At 57.3% G+C, this 22,997-nt stretch carries 16 protein-coding genes; 11 read left to right on the top strand and 5 right to left on the bottom strand.

What is annotated here, in order from left to right; all coding sequences use genetic code 11:
* The first annotated feature begins 27 nt into the window (after positions 1 to 27).
* From ACUZ9Q_RS02985 to ACUZ9Q_RS03005, 5 genes are all read left to right on the top strand, one after another.
* Complete coding sequence (locus tag ACUZ9Q_RS02985; RefSeq protein WP_227118577.1) at positions 28 to 1,743, top strand: peptide-binding protein; 1,716 nt, start codon at positions 28 to 30, stop codon at positions 1,741 to 1,743.
* Between the two features lie 234 nt (positions 1,744 to 1,977).
* A complete protein-coding gene (locus ACUZ9Q_RS02990) occupies positions 1,978 to 4,143 on the top strand; it encodes a RelA/SpoT family protein (protein WP_192112485.1) in 2,166 nt (721 codons plus the stop codon).
* Between the two features lie 524 nt (positions 4,144 to 4,667).
* On the top strand, positions 4,668 to 6,437 hold the full coding sequence (locus ACUZ9Q_RS02995; RefSeq protein ID WP_449247298.1) for a methyl-accepting chemotaxis protein: 1,770 nt from the start codon (positions 4,668 to 4,670) through the stop codon (positions 6,435 to 6,437).
* A gap of 285 nt (positions 6,438 to 6,722) precedes the next feature.
* Entirely contained in the window at positions 6,723 to 8,012 is a 1,290-nt protein-coding gene (gene chrA / locus ACUZ9Q_RS03000; RefSeq protein ID WP_449247299.1) for a chromate efflux transporter, read from the top strand.
* A 55-nt stretch (positions 8,013 to 8,067) separates the two neighbouring features.
* Positions 8,068 to 8,436 (top strand): thiosulfate sulfurtransferase GlpE, encoded by a 369-nt coding sequence (locus tag ACUZ9Q_RS03005; RefSeq protein ID WP_449247300.1) that lies wholly within the window; start codon positions 8,068 to 8,070, stop codon positions 8,434 to 8,436.
* Between the two features lie 145 nt (positions 8,437 to 8,581).
* Here the strand turns inward: ACUZ9Q_RS03005 and ACUZ9Q_RS03010 are convergent, their stop codons facing one another.
* The 5 genes from ACUZ9Q_RS03010 to ACUZ9Q_RS03030 all read right to left on the bottom strand — a co-directional run bounded on the left by ACUZ9Q_RS03010 (position 8,582) and on the right by ACUZ9Q_RS03030 (position 17,672).
* Positions 8,582 to 10,204: an outer membrane homotrimeric porin gene (locus ACUZ9Q_RS03010; RefSeq protein ID WP_192112488.1), complete on the bottom strand. Its 1,623-nt coding sequence runs from the start codon at positions 10,202 to 10,204 to the stop codon at positions 8,582 to 8,584.
* Positions 10,205 to 10,373: 169 nt separating this feature from the next.
* Positions 10,374 to 10,766 (bottom strand): squalene cyclase, encoded by a 393-nt coding sequence (locus ACUZ9Q_RS03015; RefSeq protein ID WP_192112489.1) that lies wholly within the window; start codon positions 10,764 to 10,766, stop codon positions 10,374 to 10,376.
* Between the two features lie 300 nt (positions 10,767 to 11,066).
* On the bottom strand, positions 11,067 to 15,044 hold the full coding sequence (locus tag ACUZ9Q_RS03020; RefSeq protein ID WP_449247301.1) for an AAA family ATPase: 3,978 nt from the start codon (positions 15,042 to 15,044) through the stop codon (positions 11,067 to 11,069).
* Entirely contained in the window at positions 15,044 to 16,327 is a 1,284-nt protein-coding gene (locus ACUZ9Q_RS03025; RefSeq protein ID WP_192112491.1) for a metallophosphoesterase family protein, read from the bottom strand. Before ACUZ9Q_RS03025 ends, ACUZ9Q_RS03020 begins: the two co-directional genes overlap by 1 nt.
* Positions 16,328 to 16,589: 262 nt before the next feature.
* Complete coding sequence (locus ACUZ9Q_RS03030; RefSeq protein WP_449247302.1) at positions 16,590 to 17,672, bottom strand: glycosyltransferase family protein; 1,083 nt, start codon at positions 17,670 to 17,672, stop codon at positions 16,590 to 16,592.
* A 178-nt stretch (positions 17,673 to 17,850) separates the two neighbouring features.
* Between ACUZ9Q_RS03030 and ACUZ9Q_RS03035 the strand changes: the two genes are divergently transcribed.
* From ACUZ9Q_RS03035 to ACUZ9Q_RS03060, 6 genes are all read left to right on the top strand, one after another.
* Positions 17,851 to 18,873 carry a glycosyltransferase family 2 protein gene (locus tag ACUZ9Q_RS03035; RefSeq protein ID WP_449247303.1) on the top strand — a complete coding sequence of 341 codons (1,023 nt, stop codon included), beginning with the start codon at positions 17,851 to 17,853 and terminating at the stop codon, positions 18,871 to 18,873.
* A complete protein-coding gene (locus ACUZ9Q_RS03040) occupies positions 18,873 to 19,451 on the top strand; it encodes a tetratricopeptide repeat protein (RefSeq protein WP_192112494.1) in 579 nt (192 codons plus the stop codon). Before ACUZ9Q_RS03035 ends, ACUZ9Q_RS03040 begins: the two co-directional genes overlap by 1 nt.
* A 72-nt stretch (positions 19,452 to 19,523) precedes the next feature.
* Positions 19,524 to 19,781, top strand: a complete 258-nt coding sequence (locus ACUZ9Q_RS03045; RefSeq protein ID WP_192112495.1) for a hypothetical protein — start codon at positions 19,524 to 19,526, stop codon at positions 19,779 to 19,781.
* Between the two features lie 481 nt (positions 19,782 to 20,262).
* Positions 20,263 to 21,423, top strand: a complete 1,161-nt coding sequence (gene hflK, locus ACUZ9Q_RS03050; protein ID WP_192112496.1) for an FtsH protease activity modulator HflK — start codon at positions 20,263 to 20,265, stop codon at positions 21,421 to 21,423.
* Positions 21,423 to 22,271, top strand: coding sequence for a protease modulator HflC (gene hflC, locus ACUZ9Q_RS03055; protein WP_192112497.1), 849 nt, complete (start codon positions 21,423 to 21,425; stop codon positions 22,269 to 22,271). The genes hflK and hflC overlap by 1 nt, the downstream gene beginning before the upstream one ends.
* Positions 22,272 to 22,304: 33 nt before the next feature.
* Positions 22,305 to 22,997 (top strand): LexA family transcriptional regulator, encoded by a 693-nt coding sequence (locus tag ACUZ9Q_RS03060; protein ID WP_192112498.1) that lies wholly within the window; start codon positions 22,305 to 22,307, stop codon positions 22,995 to 22,997.

The raw sequence follows: 22,997 nt of genomic DNA on the forward strand, positions 1-22,997 counted from the left end.
AAAATAAATTTTGAGCGCGCAATCAATATGTTGGAATCAATATCAGCCCAACGGGCCACCCGATTTTACGGGAAAAAGTGGATTCGTTGGGTCACAATTTCATGTGCTTTACTGTGCATTTGTGCATCATCAGCTTTTTGCGCCAATTCTGCGGGTGATCTGCCGGAAGAAACCGGCCTTGCCCCCTCGGGTGCGGCCGTCAGCCCGGCTGGCCCCCCGGCTTCGGGCGGCAGCATATTTTTTGGCACCATTGGCGAGGCTTCGAATCTTATTCCCTACCTCACGTCAGACTCCGCCTCGCATGAGGTTGCAGACCTCATCTACACGGCGCCGCTGCGTTATAACAAGGATTTACAGCCCGAGCCGTGGGCTGCGGAATCGTGGAGCATGGAAGACGGCGGCAAACGCATGCGTTTTACCCTGCGCAAGGGCATATTGTGGGAGGACGGGCAGGAGCTGACCGCCGAAGATGTGGCTTTTACCTGCAAGCTGGCGGCAGACCCTGCCACCGGCAGCCCTTATGCCGAGGATTTTTTGCGTATCAAGGATCTGCGGGTCATTGACCGCTATACGTTTGAAGTGCGCTATGACCAGTTTTTTGCGCGGGCGGTATCCACCTGGATGAACCCCATTTTGCCCAAACATATTCTGGAAGGGCAGAACATCCGTTCCACGCCTTTTGCGCGCAAGCCCATGGGGGCCGGGCCGTATCGGCTCAAGTCGTGGGAGCCGGGGAGCCGCATAGTGCTGGAGGCATCGCCCACCTATTTTGCGGGCAAGCCGCGCATTGACGAAGTGGTGTACAGGATCATTCCCGACAACGCTACCATGTTTATGGAAACCCGGGCGGGCAGACTGGACGTGATGGATCTTTCGCCCCTGCAATACCTGAGGCAGACCTCTGGCCCGGAATGGCAGAGCAGATTCCATAAATTCCGCTACATCGCCTCGGTGTATATTTTCCTCGGCTTTAACCTGGAGCATCCGTTTTTCAAGGATGTGCGGGTGCGGCGGGCCATTTCCATGGCTATCGACCGCGAGGGCCTCATCAAGGGCGTTTTGCTGGGGCAGGGCGTTCCGGCTTTTGGGCCGTTCAAGCCCGGCTCGTGGCCGTACCATCCTGGCCTTAAACCCATGCCCAGAAACATTGCCGCCGCGCGCGCCCTGCTGGCCGAGGCGGGCTTTGCCGATCATGACGGCGATGGCCTGCTTGATCGCGACGGCCAGCCGCTGGCCTTTACCATCCTGACCAATCAGGGCAACGAGCAGCGCATTCTTGCGGCTACCGTCATGCAGTCGCAACTGCGCGAGGTGGGCATTGACGTGCGTATCCGCACCGTGGAGTGGGCGGCCTTTATCCGCGAGTTTGTCAACAAGGGGCGGTTTGACGCCGTGCTGCTGGGCTGGACAATACCGCAGGATCCTGACCTGTTTTCTGTATGGCATTCATCCCAGACCTTTGAGGGCGGGCTGAATTTTACCCACTACCGCAATCCCGAGGTGGACAAGCTGCTTGAAGAAGCGCAGTCCACGCCCGATCAGAAAAAGCGCGCAGAGCTGTACTATCGCATCCAGGAAATATTTGATGCGGAGCAGCCCTACTGCTTTTTGTTTGTGCCCTATGCCCTGCCTGTGGTGCAGCGGCGGTTTCAGGGCATAGAACCCGCACTGGCGGGTATAATGTATAATTTTGAAAAATGGTGGATTCCCAAAGCCTTGCAGCATACGCAGATGCAGCCCTAAGCGCTCGCACCGGGAACGGGGCAGCTTTTTTGCTCTTGCCTGCTGGCTTGCAGGCGCATATTCAGACCACGCGGATTTGAACAGGCCCTGGCTGGTTGTCCAGCCGGGGCCGCTGTGTTTGTGGGCTTTGGCCTGCAATTCGGCTGCCCTCGGCGTTGACAAGGCCGCTTTAGTCGGAACATAGTTCCAGAACTGGTTGAAGATATTTTTTTACGCTGTGGGTGGACGTTACGCATGATTCGTATTCAGGAAATTCTCGATAAGGTTTCGGCTGGCAACCCGAACGCGGATCTGGAGCTGATCCAGAAGGCGTATGTGTTTGCCGCCACCGCCCATGCGGGGCAAACCCGCCTTTCGGGCGAGCCGTACCTTTCCCACCCTCTGGCAGTTGCCAGCATTCTGGCGGGCATGGGTTTTGACGAACCCACCATTGCCGCTGGCCTGCTGCACGACACAGTAGAAGACACCAAGGCCACCATTGAAGAGCTGGACGAAAATTTTGGCGAAGAAGTGGCCGATATCGTCGATGGCGTTACCAAAATCAGCCAGATCACCTTTGAGAACAAGGAAGAAGCCCAGGCGGAGAATATCCGCAAGATGATCCTGGCCATGAGCCACGACATGCGGGTTCTCATGGTCAAACTGGCTGACCGCCTGCACAATATGCGCACGCTGGACTTTCAGAAAAGTCATAAACAGAAGCGCATTGCCCAGGAAACCATGGATATCTACGCGCCCCTGGCCAACCGCCTGGGTTTGTACGTGATGAAGCGCGACCTGGAAGACCTGAGCTTCAAATACATGCGGCCCGACATTTACAACCAGATCGATCACTGGCTGGACAACCATCAGGTTGTGGAAAAGCAGATCATCGGCAAGGTTGTGGGCCTGATTCAGGATCTGCTGGAATCAAACGGCATCACCGGGCAGGTTTACGGGCGCATCAAGCACAAGCACAGCATCTATAAAAAGATGCAGGCCCAGTCCATGACACTGGACGAAATGCACGACATCATGGCCTTTCGCGTGCTGGTGCAGGATATCAAGGACTGTTACGCCGTGCTGGGGCTTGTGCACTCGCAGTGGCGGCCCGTGCACGGGCGTTTTAAAGACTACATTTCGATGCCCAAGACCAACGGCTACCAGAGCCTGCACACCACGGTCATCGGGCCGGAAGGCGAGCGTATTGAAATCCAGATACGCACCGAGGAGATGCACAGGCAGGCCGAACACGGCGTTGCCGCCCACTGGCTGTACAAGGAAAAAGGCCGCGTCAACAGTAAAGACCTTGAGCAGTTTGCATGGCTGCGTGAAATTTTTGAGCGCCAGAGTGAAGAAACAGATTCCCGCGAGTTCATGCACTCGCTGAAAATGGATCTGTTCAAGGACGAGGTCTACATCTACACCCCGGCTGGCGATGTTAAGGAACTGCCCGAAGGCGCTACACCGCTGGACTTTGCCTTTGTGATCCACACCAAGGTGGGTCAGCATTGCAGCGGCGCAAAAATCAATGGCCGCCTCATGCCCCTTGGCACGGAGCTGAAAAACGGCGACGTGGTGGAAATCCTCACCGACCCGGCGCGCAATCCCAACCGCGACTGGCTCAAGATTGTCAAAACAGCCAAGGCGCGCAGCCGTATTCAGCACTATCTGCGCACGGAAGAACGCACCCACGCCGTGACCCTTGGTCGCGAACTGCTGGAAAAAGAAGGCCGCAAGGTCAGCCTGAACGTGGGCAAGGCCACCAAGGACGGGCATCTGGCCATTGTGGCCCAGGAAATGAATTTTGACAGCGTGGATGATCTGGTTGCCGCCGTGGGCTATGCCCACACCACACCGCGCAAGGTGCTCAACAAACTGTATGCGGTGCTGCACCCCGAGGCCGCCACTGCTGCGGAACCCGCCACTCCCACCGTAAAGGAAAGCAAGGAAGCTGCCTCCCGCAAGGGCGAGGGCGTGGGCATTTCCGGCGTGGACGGCGTGCTCATGCGCTTTGCCAAGTGCTGCAACCCGGTGCCGGGCGATCCCATTATCGGCTACATCAGCCGTGGGCTTGGTATCAGCGTACACCGTGCCGACTGCCCCAATGTTGCCAATATGGAGCCGGAGCGTCTTATTTCCGTGCATTGGGACGGCATGGAAGAAAAGCCCTACGCAGCAGGCATATTCATTATTGCCAAGAACGAACAGGGCGTTCTGGCCAAGGTTGCCGAGGTCATGGCGCGCAACGGCGTCAACATTATTGGCCTGAACATGGACAATCAGGTGGATGGACGTGCCAAGCTGCGCATTACCGTTGAAGTGCGCGATGCCACCCAGCTCTACCAGCTTATTGAGGCCATTCGCGTATTGCCGCCCATTTTTGAAGTGGTGCGCGATACTGAGGCTGACGCCACGTAATCCGCAATTAAACGCGCTGTAAAAAGCCGACTGCTTGTTGTGAGCAGTCGGCTTTTCTTTGCCTCTGGTGGGCTGATTGGCGGCTCTATTACAGATAATGGCTGTATATGCGGACAACGTGCCCAGTTCCAGCTGCCGCATGCGGGTTACAGAGGTTTGATATAGAAGTTTAAGTTTGTGATAATTTGCACAAATACGAAATAGTTGTATAATAATGTTGCATCTTGAAAAAAATATTGTTTATTCACATGTATTGTAGATGATTTATTAATTTTATTTGAACTTAATATTGTTGTTTAATAAAAAAATATAATAGTTTTATTGAGAAACACTGTCGAATATTGTGATAATTATTATTTTTATAATAAAAATTAGATACATTGTTAGTATACTATGGAATAAGTAAATTTTGAATATTCAAAAAATACCCTAAATAAATTTGCGTATTGTACGTTTAATAAAATATAGTCTAAGCGCATTCAAGATATGTAACCTCTTCATATAAGCATGGGTAGGATACAACTATGCAAAAAATTACGACAATGCAGAAGATGGCAGGTCTGAGTCTGCTCCTGTGCCTGTTCACGGTCATTATTGGCATGTTTGGCGTCAGCCGCCTGAGCAATCTGGCGACTGATGTTGAAGAGTTGAGTTCCATGCACATGAAGGGGCTGGATTTGCTCCGAATGATAAATATTGAAGTATTGCGGATCATCCGGGAAGAAAAAAATCTTATCATCAGTACGACGGAAGAGGGCAACCGCTTTGCCCTGAATAATCTGCAAAAAGAATATGTGGTGCTGGATAAATACCACAATGAACTGCCGCGCTATTTTATGACCGAGAGCGCCCGCAAGCTGCTTGCCGAACTGAACGGCCTGCTCAGCGAATGGCGTACAGTGCATAACAAGGTTGTTGAACTGGGTAGCACTACCGATCCTGCCATGAATGAAAAGGCGCAGGAAATTTCGTCCACCACCGGGCGTGGGCTGGCGAAAAAGCTGGCTGATCTTTTGCAGGACATAGGTCAAAAAAAGCTGGAGTTTGCGCAGGAACTGAGCGCCAAAAGCATGCAGGAGTACGAACGCGCACGGATGATAACCATTATTGGTGTGCTGCTGTCAGTTTTGGTGGGCCTTGGCGTGGGGTATTTTCTTTCGCGTAACATGCTGCGCCAGCTTGGCGACGAACCTGCCTCGCTCTCAGAACTTGCCTTGCAGATTGCGGGCGGGGATCTGGAGGCAAAGTTTAATCCTGCACGGCCTGAGATCGGCGTTTTTGGCGCGATGAAGCAGATGGTGGCTACCCTGAAGGGCAAAATTGCGGAGGCTGATCAAAAGAGCCAGCAGGCCAAAGAAGAATCCGAGCGCGCCCAAAAGGCCACTGCCGATGCGGAAGAAGCCCGCCGTCAGGCCGAGCGCGCCAAGGCCGAGGGCATGCTTCAGGCTGCCCACCAGCTTGAAGGAGTGGTAGAAATCGTAACTTCCGCTTCCGAGGAACTTTCCGCCCAGGTTGAGCAGTCGAGCCGTGGCGCGGACGAACAGTCCGCTCGTGTGCGCGAAACCGCAACTGCCATGGAAGAAATGAACGCCACTGTGCTGGAAGTTGCCAGAAACGCCCAGCAGGCTGCGGATGTTTCAAACAATGCCAGAAAGCAGGCCATTGAAGGCTCGCAGATAGTCAATGAAGCCGTAAAGGGCATAAGCACCGTGCACACGCAGTCGCTGGCCCTCAAGCAGGATATGGATGCCCTTGGCAAACAGGCTGAGAGCATCGGGCAGGTAATGGGCGTTATTGCCGACATTGCCGACCAGACCAACCTGCTTGCGCTTAACGCCGCCATTGAGGCTGCGCGCGCGGGCGATGCTGGCCGTGGTTTTGCCGTGGTGGCGGACGAAGTGCGCAAGCTGGCAGAAAAAACCATGACGGCAACGCAGGAAGTGGGCCGGGCCATCAAGGAAATTCAGGAAGGCACAAAGAAAAACATTCAGAGCGTGGAGTTCACTGGCGAATCCATTGAAGCTGCCACAAAGCTCTCCGTGCAGTCGGGTGAATCGTTGAAAAATATTCTCGAGTGTGTGCAGCTTGTGAACGATCAGGTGCAATCCATTGCCACTGCCAGCGAGCAGCAGTCTGCCGCCAGTGAAGAAATCAACCGCTCTGTGGAACAGGTGGCTACAATTTCTTCTGAAACAGCTCAGGCCATGGAGCAGGCTTCCAGTGCAGTAGCTGATCTGGCGCAGCAGTCGCAAACGCTTCAGCATCTGATTGGCGAGATGAAACGTCAGGGCTAGGCGCAATCCCATAAATCCAGACCAGTAAAAGGCCGCCCGGTTGGACGGCCTTTTGTCGTATTTGCATCAACTTCTGCTGGTTATCAGACGAAACATTTTTCAAGGTTTCCTTTGGTGGCTATTATTATTTTTCTGCCTGTTCCGGTATTTTTGTACACGGTGTCCGCACGTGATTGATCTGCAACAGTGCGAATAGTACTGTATTAAAAAACCTGACATGCATTTGCCCGATGGCGGTTAGCCCGCAAAATTTACTTGCAACAAACTGATAATAAAAGGAAAGCCATGAGCGAAAAGGAAACAACGCCTCAGGTTACTTTGCGGGAAGCATTCCTTTACTGGTTCAAGCTCGGCTTCATCAATTTTGGCGGGCCTGCCGGGCAGATCGCCATGATGCATAAAAATCTGGTGGATGGCAGGGCCTGGATCAGCGAAAAAGTGTTTTTGCGGGCGCTCAATTTCTGCATGCTCTTGCCGGGGCCTGAAGCGCATCAACTGGCTGTATACATAGGCTGGCGGCTCAACGGCTACTGGGGCGGAACCATTGCCGGGCTGTGCTTTTTGTTCCCCTCGGTGATTCTGATGCTCTTTCTTTCATGGCTGGCATCCGCCAAGGGGCAGGTTCCCTTTGTGGCCGGGATTTTTCACGGAATCGCCGCCGCCGTTGTGGCCATTGTGATTGAAGCGCTTATCCGGCTTTCAAAAAAATCACTCAAGCACCCAGCACTGTACGCATTTGCTGGCGGCTCGTTTGTACTTGGGCAGTTTCTGGGTGTATCCTTTCCGGTGATTGTTTTGCTGGCAGGTGTGGCAGGGGTCATCCTTGGCAAACTGCGCCCAGACATTTTTTGCCAGAAAAAGCCGGGAACAAATGAATGCCTGACTGACGCGCTGGAATCTTTCACCAATCTGCCGCCTTTGTCCCATCTTTTCAAGGTGGTGGGGATATTCACCGTAATCTGGATGGCTGTGATTCTGCCCGTTTTTGCATGGCGGAGCATGGGCGATATACTTTCCCAGATACCCATATTCTTTACCAAGGCCACCTTTGTGACCTTTGGCGGCGCGTATGCCGTGATTGCCTACATTGTTGAGCACGCGGTCAATCTGGGCTGGCTTACGGAAACGGAGATGCTGCTGGGTCTTGGCCTTGCGGAAACAACCCCCGGCCCGTTGATCATGGTAACGCAGTTTGTGGGTTTTATCGCCGCATGGAATCAGCCCGGAGGCCTGACGCCTATGACAGCAGGCATTCTGGGCGGGCTGCTCACCACCTTTACCACGTTTTTGCCGAGTTTTATGTTTATATTTGCCGGTGCGCCCTACATCGAGGCCATTACAGCCAACAAAAAACTCAATGCCGCGCTGACGGGAATATCCGCTGCTGTTGTGGGCGTTATCCTCAAAATCGGGGTATTTTTTGCGTGGAACACCTTTTTCCCGGCAACGGGATTTGATGCGTTTGCCGTTGGCGTTGCGCTGGTGTCGCTTGTGGCCTTGGTGCGTTTCAAGCTCTCCATGCACGCGCTGGTAGGGTTGAGCGGGCTTGTCGGGCTGATCTGGCAGATGCTCTGATATACGATACTTTGGCTGTGCGTTGCTCGTTTCATTACTGGCATGGGGAGCAGTCATGGCGATGCAGTCTTGCCCGCACAGGATTTTTATCCTTAACGTCAGACACGTGGGGGAAGGTATGAACGCCACCATTACGCCGCAGGAACTTCAGGATATGCTGGCCGCCAATACCGCGACTGTTTGCGATGTGCGCAGGCTGGCTGATTATGAGGCTGACCCGCGCACTATCCCCGGCGCTGCATGGCATGACCCGGAGCAGGTGGACGAGTGGGCGGCGCAGTTGCCCAAGGACAAGCCCGTAGCCATCTATTGCGTGCGGGGCGGCTCTGTAAGCAAGTCTGTTCAGGCCGCTTTGGGGCAGAAAGGTTTTGACGTGCAGTATGTGGAGGGTGGGCTGGCCGCATGGGATGAAGCCCATAAGTAGCTGAACGCCGCATAGGAGGCGCCCATGTGCGGCTTTGCATTGCACTGTATCGTGCTGCCGCAATGGAAACGCCGCTTCCCTTCGAAGGGAAGCGGCGAAGCCTGCGCGCCGGGAAGGGAACGGCGCTTGCAAATGGCTGAGAGGTTTAGAAGCTGTACTGGAAGACAACCTGGGCTTTCCAGGCGTCCTGCTTGTCAAAGCTGCCGTTGCCAGCGCCGTTGTTGTAACTGGCCTTTTTCCATGTGTCCTTGTCGATCATGTTGGCAACGTAGCCGAGTTCCAGATTCACACTCAGGTTTTCGTAGGCCTGCCATGTGTTGACGAGGTTGAATTCCAGCAGCCCGTCGTTGGTGGTCAGGTAGGGGCCGTCGCCGCCGTAGCCAGCCTGCCAGGAGGAGGCATCCTTCATGTACTTGACCATGGAGGTAGCGTTGGTGCCGCCCCAGTATGCCAGACGGAATGTGTGGGAGACGTTTTCAATAAAGCTCATGTCTTTCAGCTGTGCGCCGATGCCCCAGGTGCCGGCATAGCTCATGCTCCAGTCGCAACCATTGGCAACCGGGCTCCACGAAAGGTTGCCGTCGCCGACAAAGGAGGTGAAGTTGCCCGCGCCAGCAATGGAGGGCATGCGCTCGGAGCCGTTTTTCACGTTGCCGTCGTCACCGCTGGCGTACCAGCCGAAGATGCCGGGAACGCCCCAGTCCAGCTTGTATTCAACAAGGGCTTTTGCCAGCCAGCCCTGACGCTCGGTGCTGGCGCGCACGCTGTCCACGCCGCGCTTGAGCACATCGTAGCGGCCCATGGCTTCAGAATAGCCATAGTTGATGTCGAATTCGATGTTCAGAGGGTCGAACATGGTGATGGCTACCGGCAGACCCGCCCAGAACACGGAGCCGTATTGCTTGTTAGTGCTGGAGGAATTGAGGGGATTCAGACCGTTGGCGTAGTTGAAGCCGGGGTTGGTGCCGGGAATGGTGAGGCCAAGTTTGCCGTCGCTGGTTTCCCAGGGCGAACCGTAGGTTTCGTCATCCAGGCCGCGCAGGGAGTTTTTACCGCGCATGCCGTACATGGCCCAGGGGGTGACTTCAACACCGTCAAAACTCAGGGGCATGGAGAGCATGAACAGATCAAGGTTGTCGAGGTAGTTGGTCTTTTCCGTGCTGGAATTGCCATTGCCGTCGACAAACGCGCCGTTAAAGTTGTCGTTGACAGGGCGCGCCCACATAAAGGTGAGGCCCACATTTTCGTTGAACTTGTAGTTGGCGGTCAGGGCTGCAACATCGCAGTCCATAATGGCGGAGCCGCCAGCCACGTTGGGCAGGGCGGCGGCCTGGAGGCCCATGCGCACGCGGGCGTCAGTCTGCGGGATCAGCCAGTCGATGTAGGCGTTTTTAACCTTGACCTGGTTGTTCCCGTCAGCGCCGAGAGCTGCGCCATCGCCCGATTTGCCCCAATGCTGGTCGCCAATTTCAAAATACACCGTGCCGGACAGAGCCTCGGAGGCCACGGCGTCCAACTGGAGGCGGATGCGCTGGGAAGCGCCAAACTGGTCTTCGGTATTGGTTTTGGACTTGGCTCCGTCAGTATCTCTGGTGTTCTTGGTAAGGACGCCTTCGCCCACGCCAAAACCAACCAGCCATTCGCCCTTGGCCTTGAAGTCAATGGCCTTGGCCCCCCCGGCCACGCCCATCAGCATGCCTGCTGCAAGCAGTGTGACCATGCACACCTTTTTAAAGCGGTTCAGACCATTCCTTTCTCGTGAACTCATTCCTTTCTCCTCGTAAAGGGTTTGCGCAACGGCCGCAGACGCCACAGGCTTTTGCAACGCGCGCGTTATTTTTTCAGAAGACATCCCTGACGGGCTGGCGCTTGGCGCGCAGCCTCCGGGCGATGTCCTTGGCCTAATACGCCTCCCTCTGCCGCAAGCGAGGTGGCGATCAGTTTTCCGCGTGGTGATTCTTGTGGTGGCCGCACTTGCAGTTGGCGCAGTTGCCCTTGCAGACGTGCTTTTTCTTTTGCTCGATGAGAACGCGATTGCCGGTAACGGCCATGTCAAAGCCGCTCTTGCCCTTGAATACGATACGTTCTGTGCTGAGACCGCCCAGCAGGAGCGAGGTTTTGAGGGCGTCAACAGCGGAAGGATGTGGGTTGGCTACGTGCCGTACGTCAATGAAAATGCGTTTGCAGTTTGCCTGGTTGCACTGAAGAAGCTCAATAAGTGCAGAGGCCTGGGGAGGATCGAAGCGGGAAGAAACAGAAATGTGGAGGTTGTCGTGGCTGAAACGGTGGCTTAAACCCGTATGGTCGGTAAACACCGGCTGCTGATCCATATTTTTATCTCCGCTTTGCTGAATGTGCATGGCGGTACACTGTCACAGGCAGAGCTTTGTGTCAATAAAAATGAAATTACTTTTCAAATTCAAATTATATCACACTGATTTTATTATTAAAAATTGTACAAAAAATTGTATTCTATGCTAACATGCTCAATTGGAAAAGAAAGATTGCTAATCGATTTTAGGGCTGCAAACAAGGATGGTGTGGAGAGTACTGATGGTTTTGCCAATAAATAGGGGCGGATGTTCCCAAGGAACACCCGCCCGCTGTGCAGAAGGAGGATTTGTTAGCGCTTATGCGGCCTTGATGCTGCCGTCTTGCACATGGAACAGAGCGGCCTGGGGTTCTGCCTTGCGCAGCAGTCCCGCCATGTGCGGCTGGCAGGTAAAGTAGAGCAGCTGATGGGCCTTGCCCTGGCTGCCGCCGGTCAGCTCCACAAAGGCGCGCGCCGTGCGCTCAGCCCTTTGCGGGTCAAAGTTGACCAGCACTTCGTCCATGATAACCGGCAGGGGCGCGGCATGCAGGGCATGATTTTTTATGTAGGCAAGCCGCAGGGCCAGATAGGCTTGCTCGCGCGCGCCACGGCTCAGATTTTCCGGCGCTATGGGTTCGCCCTGCGCGGGCAGGATGGCGAGGCTGGCGTCTTCCAGCGAGGCGTTGATGCCGCGCCAGCGCTGGCCTGTGATGCGGGTGAAGATGCTTGAGGCAAGGCGGATGACCTCTGGCTGGCGCTCCAGCTCAAAGGTGCGCTTGGCTGTTTCAAGGATGCTGCGGGCAAGCGCCACGCGGCTCCAGGCAAAGGCCATGCGCTCCATGTCTTCCACAAGGGCCGCCTCCTGTTGCAATAGCTGCGAAAGCTCGTCGGTGCGCGAAAGGGCGTCCACCTTGCTGCGCAGTTCCGCCACGCGCTTGACCAGATTTTCTTCCTGCTCCTGAATGCCTGTCAGTTCTTCGCTGATGGTCGCGCTGCGGCGCTCCTGACTTTCCTGATCCTCATGCTCGAAGGAATCGAGAAAGTCCTTCATGGGTGTTTTGTCCGCAGCCAGCCGCAGGGCATCTTCCAGATCCTGACGGCGCAGGGTGAGTGCGCGCAGCTCTTCGTGAAGCGCGGCCTGACGCAAAAATTCTTCCGCATCGTGCGCGCCCGCCATGGCAAGCAGGGAGCGTTCCGCGTTCCGGGCGCTTTCAAGGGCGGCTTCCGCAGCTCGGGCCTCGTCCTCCATTTCCGTCACTTCATTATCAAGGTTGCGGCGGCGGCTCTGCGCCTGCGACATGGCTTCCGCCGCTTCCAGCGCGGCATCAAGGCTAAGCAGCCAGTCTGGGCGGTTGTCCGCGTCCTGCTGCGGCGGCAGGCCAAGTTCCGCCAGCAGGGCTTGCAGCGGGTCGCGCAGGGCAGCCAGTTCTGTGCGCCCCTGGTTGAGCTGCGACTGGGCGCGCTGCACAGAAGCCTCGGCAGCGAGGCAGTTTTCCATGTATTTCAGGGCTTCCCGCACTGTTTCCGGGTCAAGGTCGGTGCCGAGGCCAAGATCATGCAGGCAGGCTGTCCATTGCGAGCGCGCTTCGTTGAGCCGCTCCTGCGCCTGACGCAGTTCTGCGCTGGCTTCCGCCTGACGGGTGCGGGCGCGGTTGAGTTCGCTCTGCGAATTTTGCAGCGCGGCTTCGGCCTTGATGCGCAGTTCGCGGGCGGCATCGGCTTCGCGGCAGGATTCCAGCACCTGCCGCACAGCCTCCGCCAGTGAATCTGAATCCGCGTTGGCGGGCAGGCGTTCAGCCACGGCAGGCACCAGACGCATGCGGGCCTCTGTCTGACGCAGGTCGTCATCCAGGGTTTGCAGTTCCGCATCGGCGGCGGCAACGCCGCCAAAGGCGAGCCGGGCTGATTCGGCCCGGGCAAAAAAGGCAGCCGCACCCTCGGGCGAGGGCACATTGGCCACATGCAGAGCCAGCATGAATTCGTGCCAGCGGCGGCGGGTTTGCTGCACAATACCTTCAACCTCGGAGCGCACGGCCTGCCGCTTGCTCACTTCCGTGCGGGCAAGGTCCATGGCGTGTTTCAGTTCGTCCATGTCCTTGCGGGCGCGTTCTTCTTCAAAACATTGCTCGCGTTCGTGCTCAAGCAGCACTTCCCTTGCTTCAAGCGTCACCAGATCCATGCTCTGCACGCCAGCGGCGGCGCAAAGCTGGCTGGCCTGTTCGTCCAGTTCCGCCACATGGGCCGCGCACGAATCGCGTCTACCCTGAAGTTGCAGATGTTCCATCTGGCGGCGTTTTGCCTCCGCCCCGGTGTGCGGTACGCCGCCAGCCATAAAGCCAACGCCGCAGAGAAGCAGAAGATAGCCGGACCACAGGCTCACAGGCAGTTCAATGCCCGGCGAAAGTTCAATGCTCGTAATGCCCATGCGCCAGTAGGCCAGCAGCATGCCCGCGCCGCCAAGAAAGAAAGCAAGGCCCAGAATCAGCAGCGGCAGGTTTTTTACCCTTGTGACGGGCGGCTCGTTGCCGATGCGGGCGCTGAGTTCTTCCAGCCGCTCGCGCTCCGTGCCCAAGGTGGCGGAAAGGGCGCGCAGCTTGCGCAGGGCAAGGGTTTGCCCGTCAAGATCTTCGCGGGTGGGGCCGTTTATGTGGCGCTGTTCTTCGCGCAGGGCTTCCACGCGGCCCTTGACTGCGGCAACCTGTTCCTCCGCCTGGCGCACGTCCTGCGCGGCATCGTCCGCCTGACGCATTTTTTCCTGCACATCAGCGGCGAGGGCGAGGGCTTCTTCCTGCCGCGAAAGGAGAGAATCAAGCAGGGTTTCTGCCTGAGCGCCGTCACTTGCGCCGTTGACCACCAGCCGCAGCGGATTGAAAGCTCTGGAAAATGTTGTTTTTGCTTCGTTCACCGCACGTTGGCGCAGGGGGCGCTGGCGGCGGGCTTCTTCCTGCCGGGCAAGGGCCTGACGCAGGTTGTCGCGGGCATCGTCATCCAGCGCGGCGGGGGGGGCGGGCAGCAGATCAAGGGCGGCAGTGTTGGAGGCCACCTCGCGTTCTGCGTTTTCTACTTCGCGGTTGCTCTGGGTGAGGCTGTCCACGGCGGCCTGATGGGCCGAGGCTGCGGCGCGCATTTCCCGCCCCTGGCGTTCAATGTCCTCGCGGGCAAAGAGGGAGCGGTCAGTGGCCCGGATGCGGTCGCACGACCAGTCCGGCCCGAGGCGCGAGAGTTCGCGGGTGAGGTCTTCCTGCGCGCGCAGCAGGGCTTCTTCCTGCGCTGGCAGGGCGCTCAATGCCTGCCGGAAGCCACTTTTGCGTTCGGCCATGCGGCGCAGGGCGGGCAGAGCCTCCAGCAGGGGATAATTGATCTCAAGTTCGTCACGCCGCTGGCGCAGCCGGGTGAGTTTTTCCATCTGCGCGGCCCATTGCCGCTCGCAGCCCTCGCGGGCCTCCTGCGCGCGGGCAAGGCGTTCCCTGCCGTTTTCGGGAAAGGTGGCGCTTATGGGGTCAAGACGCTCAAGGCGAGCGCCCGCCATGCGCCATTCGTTCCACTGTAACCACACGCCAAGGCGGCGTTCAAGGATGCGGCGTTCTTCTTCGAGCTGGAGTTTGCGGTGGCGCAGGTTTGCCAGATCATCGCGCTTTGCGGCGAGGTCCATTGCCATGCTGTCGTACCCGGCGCATTCCTGCTCCAGTTCAACCTTGCGTTGCCGCAGCTCGGCAAGCTGGCGCAGGGCGGCGTTGAGGGCGGGCTTGCTGCCGCCGCTCTTGAAAATTTCATCGGCCTGCTTGTCCAGCAGCTTGAGCGCCTCGCCGGGCGAACGCAGCCCCGGCCCGAAGCTTGCGCCGTACAGGGCGTTGCGTACGCCTTCGTCAGTGAGGCTGTTGAGGTCTTCAAGCTCAGTGAGGCTGAAGCCGAACACGTTGCGGTACACATCGCGGCTCACGCCGGAGAGCATCTGGCGCAGCATGTCCGGTTCCAGCGGTTTGCCCTCCGGGTCGGTGAGGGTGAGCACGCCACCGTTGCTGCCGGGCCGCCGGGTAAGGCGCAGAATGCCGCGGTCGTCCGAGCGCAGTTCCATGCTGCCGCCGGGCTGCCCGCCGCGCAGGGGGCCGGGAATACGCTTGTATTCCTTGTTGCGCGGGTCGGGATAGCCGATGAGCATGGTACGCAGAAATTCCAGGCAGGTGGATTTGCCCGCTTCGTTTTCACCCAGAAAAATGGAAAGCCCCGGCGAGAGATTTTCAACGCTCACATCAGAAAAAATACCGAAGCCGTCCATGTGGAAGGACTGGATATACATCAGCGTGCCTCCAGAAGATCCGTGCACAGGCGTTCGGCCTCTTCCAGAAGGGCTCGCATACGCGCATCATCGGGTTGGGTGAGAATATGGCGGAGCTGCCCGTGGTCATAGACCTGCTTCAGCGCCGGGGTTGCCACATCGTGCAGGGCGTCGCTGCTTTGCGCCATGCGCTCGGCCAGCCGCAGGGTTTCGCCAAGCAGGTCTTCACGTTGCAGATACTGGGCACGGTCTATGGCGGGGCTTGTTTCCGCCACCATGTCCTTGATCCACACGCTGGGGGTGCCTGTTTGCAGGTGCGCCAGCCGTTCGGCAAGGTCTTCCTGATTGGGGGCATCGCGCAGGGCGGCGTCAAGCGGGGTGCGCCCGCGCAAAACCACACGGGCCATCAGGGCCTCGCAGCCGGGGTCAGTAGCTTCTGCGGCCTCTTCCAGCGCGCAGGTCATTCTGTTTTCCACCTCGTTGAGGTGGGTCACATCATCAAGCTCAACCTGCACCCTGGCCCACTGCACGGGGCCCAGGCGCACAAAATCCTCGTTGCAGGCAAAGCCGCCGCCCGGTTGGGGGCTTGCCGTCACCCGCAGGCAGCCGCGCGGCCCCGGCTCGTTGACGTGCAGGCCCTGAGCGTTGCCGCTGTAGGCGATAAAAGGGGCGGCGCAAAGTGTGGCCCGCTCGTGCACATGGCCCAGCGCCCATGCGTCAAGCCCTGTATTTTTGAGATCGTCCAGCGAGCAGGGGGCGTAGCGGTCGGCCTTGCTCTGCCCTTCGACCGTGCAGTGCAGAACGCCAAGCTGAAAGCAGTCATGGTTCTGGTCGCGCCGGAACAGGCGGGCCAGGTTGCGGCCTTCCTTGATCCTGGCGTGGCTGATGCCGTGCACCACAGCCACGACCTTGCCGTCTTTTTCAACCGTGTGGCTTTCGGCATCCGGCCCGAAAACAGTGACGTTGTCAGGCCACTGCACAGCCGCCAGTCGTGAGGAAAGGGGATCGTGATTGCCGTGCGCCAGAAAAACGCGCACTCCGGCATCACGCAGGCGGCGGCAGCCGTCGCACAGCTTGAGCTGTGCTTTGACGCTGTGGTTTTCCTCATTATACACGTCGCCAGCCAGTATGAGAAAATCCGGCTTGTCTGATTCACAAAGCCGGAAGAGGCGGTCCATGGCCTTGAAGGTGGCCTCTTGCAGCAGACGTGCCAGATGCCCCCCCTGCGCCGCCGTGCGGGAAAGCCCCTGAAATGGCGTGTCCAGATGCAGATCGGCGGCGTGAATATAGCGGATGCCGTCCATGTAAAAGCCTCGTTTATGGATTTGTAGGGAAATATTGCTGAAATCTAGACTTTTTCAAAATAAATGACAAGCGCAACGGCCAATTACGCCATTGCTTCAGACATGACAGCGCAGTTACAACAGTGCGTCAGAAATTTTATGCTGCAAGTACAGGTGGATGGAAAAAAGATGGAGCAGGGGGAGGAGGGGCAGAAAAAAGCCAGACCGCCGCTGTACCGGAGGTCTGGCCTGGAGTTGCGCTGAAAAAAGCGGCTTGCCGTTTTTATTCCTGCACTGCGGGGTTGCCGTGCACAGGCAGGGAACCGTTGCGGATAAAGTGATCCACAAGGCCGAAAACCGTTTCATTGCCGCAAAAGCATCCTGCGGCTATGGCCGCCTTGTAGGCAGGCAGGTTTGCCTCAAAGCGCTGGAGCAGTTCCGGTTCCAGCGTGTGCATGTCGGCCTGCATGCCGTAGTTCAGGCGCTCGATGTAGAGCGCGTTGAAGAGTTGTTCCACCATGGCCTTGAGGGGCAGGGTGAGTATGGGTTTGCCCAGGTGCAGGGCCTCGCCCATGAGGGTATGTCCGCCGCCCTGGATAACGTAGGAGCAGCCCTCCAGCAGCCGCAGAAAGCCCTCTTCGCTCTTGCGCATGAAGATAACGTTGTCCTCCTGCCCTTCGGTACGGTCGTATCCGAAGACGTAGCAGGTCTTGCGCGTGGCGGCGCGCAAAAAGTCCACCAGTTTGCGGTGGGTGGAATTGCTCTGGTACACGAGCACATGGCCGTCATCGCGCGGGTTGAGCGCAAGCACGCTGTCGCGCAGAATGGGCGGGGCCACGCGCGCCTTGTACTGTGGCAGCACAGGCGGCGAGTAGAATGATATGATGAGGTTTTCCGCCGTGGGGCGGAAGAGATAACGCGGGGTGAGGCCCTGCACAAAGGTATCCCACCACATGTTGGGCGGCAGGTTGTGCTGGCAGCAGGTGATGATATGTTGATGGTCGAGGGTCAGGCAGGGCAGCCCGGCCTTTTCGGCGGCGCGCGGCACAAAATATTCCAGATCGGTCATGCAGACATCGGGCCGGAATTCATCAATGAGGCGCGACACCTGATCAATATAACGCTGCCTGTGCCACAGCAGGGGCAGGGCCCGGCTGATGGTGGCGGCCATGTCCACCTTGTAGTCCTTGAACACCGTGCCCAGGTTGGGCAGTCGGCGCACGGGAAATTCCGGCTCAAGAATTTTTGGGGCGTCGTCGTCCGCCACAAAAAGAAATTCGTGCCGTGAAAGGCGGCGGGCTATGGTCAGGCCGCGCATGGCGTGCCCGTGGCCTGTGCCGTGAATGCCGTAAAGTACGCGCGCCATGGTTCTCCTTTATGCCTGCCACAGAATAGGCGGCGGGTTTGCGGCGGCAAGCCTACCAATGCACGGCAGTAGCGTCAATTACTCGTCTTGACGCACAGGGGCCTGTTATCTACCATCACGCATTCATTGCTGTCTGTCACATCTGATTGCGGGGCGCAGCAGCGCCAGCGGAGCATACATGCACGAGCCCAGCACCGGGGCGAGCCCGCAGGGGCCGCTCTGCAACGTGACCATCCCGGTTTTTAACAGGCCTGCGGCCACGGAGCGCGCCATCCGCGCCCTGGCAGCCACCTCGCGCGAGGTGCCGTTCCATATTACGGTTGTGGACAATGGCAGCGAGCCGGAGCTTGTAAAAAAACTGCTGGCCTTGCGGGCAGAGGGCTTGATCGACCATCTTTTTTTGCTGCCGCGCAATATGGGCGTGGCCTGCGCAGCCAATGTGGGCTGGCAGCTTGTGCCCGCGCCGCTGTACATGAAGCTGGATAACGATACCGCCATTGTGCGCAAGCACTGGCTACGCGACCTGCTGGCCCTGTGGAGCCACGGGCAGCCGCTCTCCAATCTTGGCGGCGCGTTTAACCGCGAAATGCTGCGAAAAACTCCCGGCAGCCTGCAAACCCCGCACGGCGAGCTTGGGTTGTGCGTGGGCAACCTGCCCGGTCAGGCCGTGCTTGTGCCGCAGACTGTTTCTGAAATACTGGGTTTCTGGAATGAGGAATACGGCCTCTATGGCGGCGAGGATGGCGATTACGGCCTGCGCATGCAGGCGGCGGGCCTGCCGCAGTACTATTACCTTGGCCCCGAGTATTTTGAAAATATCAGGGAAGACGATGATGCGCGCGAAACCTATGCCGCACGCGGTATAGACAAGCGCAGACTGCACCGCGAGCTGGTGGTCAGGGATAACCTGTGCATGGGCAAGCTGTTCATGAATAAAATTCTCTACCTTTCCGGCCTGCGCTCTCTTGCGCCGCTACAGCGCTATGCTGTAGACGATGTGGACGGGCAGGGCCGGGTACGGCTGACCGAGCGTAAGGAATACAAGGAATTTCAGCGCGATCTTGCGCAGGTGGCCGCAGGGCTGAACGCCCGTTTTCGGGATTATGTCATGTCCTACAAGCTGGATGCGCCTACGGCGGACGCCATGCGGCAGGTGCTTGAAAAACACGCGCAGGCAACAAAAATTGACAAGGGGCTGTGATGAACGCACGTAAAGTCAGAGAAGACCTGGGCCGCGCCAAGGCCTGTTGCGCGCGCCGCGATACGGAACGGGCGCTCTTTCTAACCATTTCGGCTCTCAAGGAGCTGGGCGGCCAGAGCGCTCCGCTTGATCTGCGCGGCGATTTTCGAGCCGCAGTGGCGGATCTGGCTGTTGATCCGGAGCTGAAAGCCGCCGGAGCGCCAGCCTTTGTCTATACTCCCGGTGCGGAAAAAGATCTGCTCCAGCTTCTCTCGCAGCTTTACCGCTCCCTGAAAGGGCAGGAAAAAGAAGAGGAATATCAGGCGGCCTTGCAGCGCAAGCTGAACCTTGACCACGGCTTCAGCGACGGCAAAAAGTTTCTGGCAGAGGGTAAGCCTTCAGAGGCTGATGCATGTTTTGCCGAGGCCCTCAAACACTACAAGGACGAAAAGGCCATCTTTGGCATGATGGCCCGGGCCATGATGGATGCGGGCGAATATGTGCGCGCCATCGGGCATGCGCGGGCCGGCCTCAAGGAACTGCCGGACGATGCGGAACTGACGCGCATTGTGGAGGAGTGCACCCGCCTGCGTCAGTAAATCTTTCGGCGTATTTTTTGCAACGTTCTGACGAAAACTTGGCGGCGGCAAAAGCTGCCGCAGGGAGTCGTCATGAACGGTCACAATCACGTAAGGTCAGTTCCCTATATGGCATTGAGCGCGGCGCTCTTTGGCTGCGCACTGTTCTTTGCCGTTACCCTCTGGCGCGGCGAAAGCATGGGTGAAAGCGGACAGTTTGCCTATACCCCAGGTTTTGATGTGCGGGCGGATGTGGTCAATTCCGTGCGGGTTGTGCCGCTTGCGGGAACAGCCCTGCGCAGCCCCAGCGTGAACGCGGATAAATCCGCGGCTGTTTCCCTGGCCTACTAGGCTGTTTTTATTTTGAAAAGTTGGATTGCCTCTCAGTAGTAGCGGGCGGCCATTTTTTTGTGTATACTTTACCACCTTTTTTGATCTTGTTCTTTCAGCGGTCATTCTGCTGGAGGGCTGACGTGTCGCGCGTAGTTCTGAAAAGGAGATACAGAAGTGTATTTCTGGTCCGTTCTTTCTATCCATATCTGAAGATCACTAATCGGGAACGGTTCTTCCCTTTGTTTCAGATTGCAATTACCTGTAATTTTTACCGTATTGCTTGTAAAACATAGTAATTTGCCATGTTATATTGACTTTGTTTCAGAATGTGCCTACATTGTACAAGATGCCCGATTAGAATGGATGAAAAGCCCTATTGTTCTCGTCACTGTAGTGCCATGTTTAACTTCCTTATTTCTCCATAATATTAGTGAGTTACTGACCGATACTTTTTGTTCGGCAATAACATCACGCATTCTTTAAAGGACATGTTTGCGTTATGAATTGGGACTGGGACAAACTTCAGGAAAAAAGACAGAAGCAGGGTTCTAACCCTCCGCCCCGACCTCCTCAGGATGTGGATTCTGACGATATGGGGCAGGAAGAAGAAACCCCTCGTGCCAGGCGCACCCCTTTTAACAACGGCCGGGGCCCCGGTGGAGAAAACCCTTTTTCCAAGATAGCCCGCATGCGCTTTCCCAACGGAAGGGCGGCTGGCCTTGTGGGTTTTGCCATTGTGGTTCTGTGGCTTCTCTCGGGTATTTATATTGTTAATCCCGATGAACAGGGCGTTGTGCTGCGTTTTGGCAAGTATGACCGCACCGAAGGGCCCGGCCCGCACTACGCGTGGCCTGTTCCCATTGAATCAGTATACAAGCCGCAGGTCACGCAGGTTTTGCGCAGCGAGGTGGGCTTCCGCTCCGTTGGGCAGGCGGCCACCTTCCAGCAGGGGCAGTTGCGCACTATTCCGGAGGAAGCCTCCATGCTCACTGGCGATGAAAACATCGTCAACGTGCAGTTCAGTGTGCAATACAAGATCAGCGACCCTGTGGACTACCTTTTTAACGTTACCGCGCCCGCAGCGTTGGTGCGCAATGCCGCAGAGGCGGCCATGCGCGAGGTCATCGGCAACAGCCAGATCGACTCTGCCATTACCGATGGCAAGCTGAAAATTCAGAGCGAGGCCACCCAGTTGTTGCAAACCGTTCTTGACCGCTACGGCGCGGGCATACAGGTGCTGGCCGTGCAGTTGCAGGATGTGCACCCCCCACACGAAGTTATTGACGCGTTCAAAGATGTGGCCAGCGCCCGTGAGGACAAAAGCCGCATCATTAACGAGGCCGAGGCCTACCGCAACGAGCTGCTGCCCAAGGCCAGGGGCCAGGCTGCAGCCATGGGCAACGAGGCCGCTGCCTATAGCGCAACGCGCGTGCGTAACGCCGAGGGTGATGCCTCCCGTTTTGAAGCCCTGCGCATAGAGCACGACAAGGCCCCCAAGGTCACGGAACAGCGCCTCTATTTTGAAGCAGTAGAAGACATTCTTTCCAACGCGAACGAAAAGGTGCTTATGGACAATCCGGCTGCTGGCCGCGCGCTGCCCTATCTCACCTTGCCTGGTCTCGGCGCTCCTGCTTCGCCCAAGACGCTGGAGAAGAAATAATGAGTAAAAATCCTCTGGTGCTGATTCTTGTTGCTCTGGTACTGCTTATCGTTGTTACCCAGGGATTCTTTACCGTTCACCAGACCCAGAAGGCTCTGGTATTGCAGCTGGGCGAACCGCTTTCGCGCGTGTACGGGCCTGGCCTGCATTTTAAAATTCCTTTTATCCAGAACGTGGTCTATTTCGATGCCCGTGTTCTGGACTATGAAGCGCGCTCCCGAGAGGCCTTTACCGTAGATAAAAAGGCCATTGTTCTTGATAACTATGCGCGCTGGAAGATCATTGATCCCCTGCAGTTTTACCGCACCATGCGTTCCATTCCCGGAGCGCAGGCGCGGCTGGACGACGTTGTCTATTCACAACTGCGGGCACTTGTGGGTGCGTATACCCTTACAGAGGTCGTGTCCTCCCACAGGGCGGCCATCATGAAGGAAGTGACCAACAAGGTTTCCGACCTCATGCATGGCTACGGAGTCGAGGTGCTGGATGTGCGCATCAAGCGTACAGACCTGCCACCTGAAAACCAGCGTGCGATTTTTGGACGCATGCGGGCCGAACGTGAACGGCAGGCAAAGCAGTACCGTTCGGAAGGTGAAGAGGAGTCGACGCGTATCCGTTCCGATGCCGACCGCCAGCGCGCGGTTATTCTGGCAGAGGCGGCGCGCGCCGCGCAGATTGAACGAGGACAGGGCGATGCCAAAGCGGCGTCAGTTTACGCCCAGGCCTATAACAAGGCCCCTCAGTTCTATGCGTATCAACGCTGGCTTGACGCCATGCGTAAATCGCTAAAAGAGAACAGCAAGCTGGTGCTTTCCAACGAAACGCCGCTGCTTAATCAGCAACATTGATGCGTGGTTTTCCACGCCAGGAGTCAAAGAGTTATGCCCGGTTTTGCAGAGATATATGAACGCATCAAGTTGGCCACCAACAGCCGCACGCAGGTTGAGTTGGCCGAGGTTCTGGACATCCGTCAGTCCAGTATTTCCGATGCGAAACGGCGCAATTCCGTGCCCGGTGACTGGTTCATGAAGCTTTTCGAGAAGTTTGGGCTGAACCCTGACTGGCTCAAGCAGGGTGTAGGCCCCATGTACTTGCGCACCGAGCAGGGTTATGTGCCTGAAGACGCACCGGCCTCCCTTGCCGAGACTGCTGCCCACTATGGCGACGCCATGGCCCGTGGCGGCATCCACTCCGTGTATGACGCCAAGTGCGTCTACAATGATGATGCCCCCCGTCCTGCCCTGGCTCTGGCGGGCAAGATATCGCTGCCGCTTTCACTCACCCGTGACGGCCTGCAGGTGCTGCGGGTGCGCGGCGCCAACATGGCCCCCCTTATCTCGGAAGGGGCGCATGTGGGTGTGGATACAATGGATACGGATGTGGTGTCTGGCCGCATCTATGCCATCTTTGCTCCCAATGAGGGCGTCGTGCTGCGCAGGGTGTTTTTGAACAGCACCCAGGATGGCTACGTGCTGCGTTCCGAGGCTGCAAGCTTCCCCGAAACCCAGTTGGCTGCGGGCCTGCTTGCCAAGCGCATGCTTGGCCGCGTGGCGTGGGTGTTGCAGGAAGTGTAG

The sequence above is a fragment of the Desulfovibrio desulfopostgatei genome (assembly GCF_053570645.1).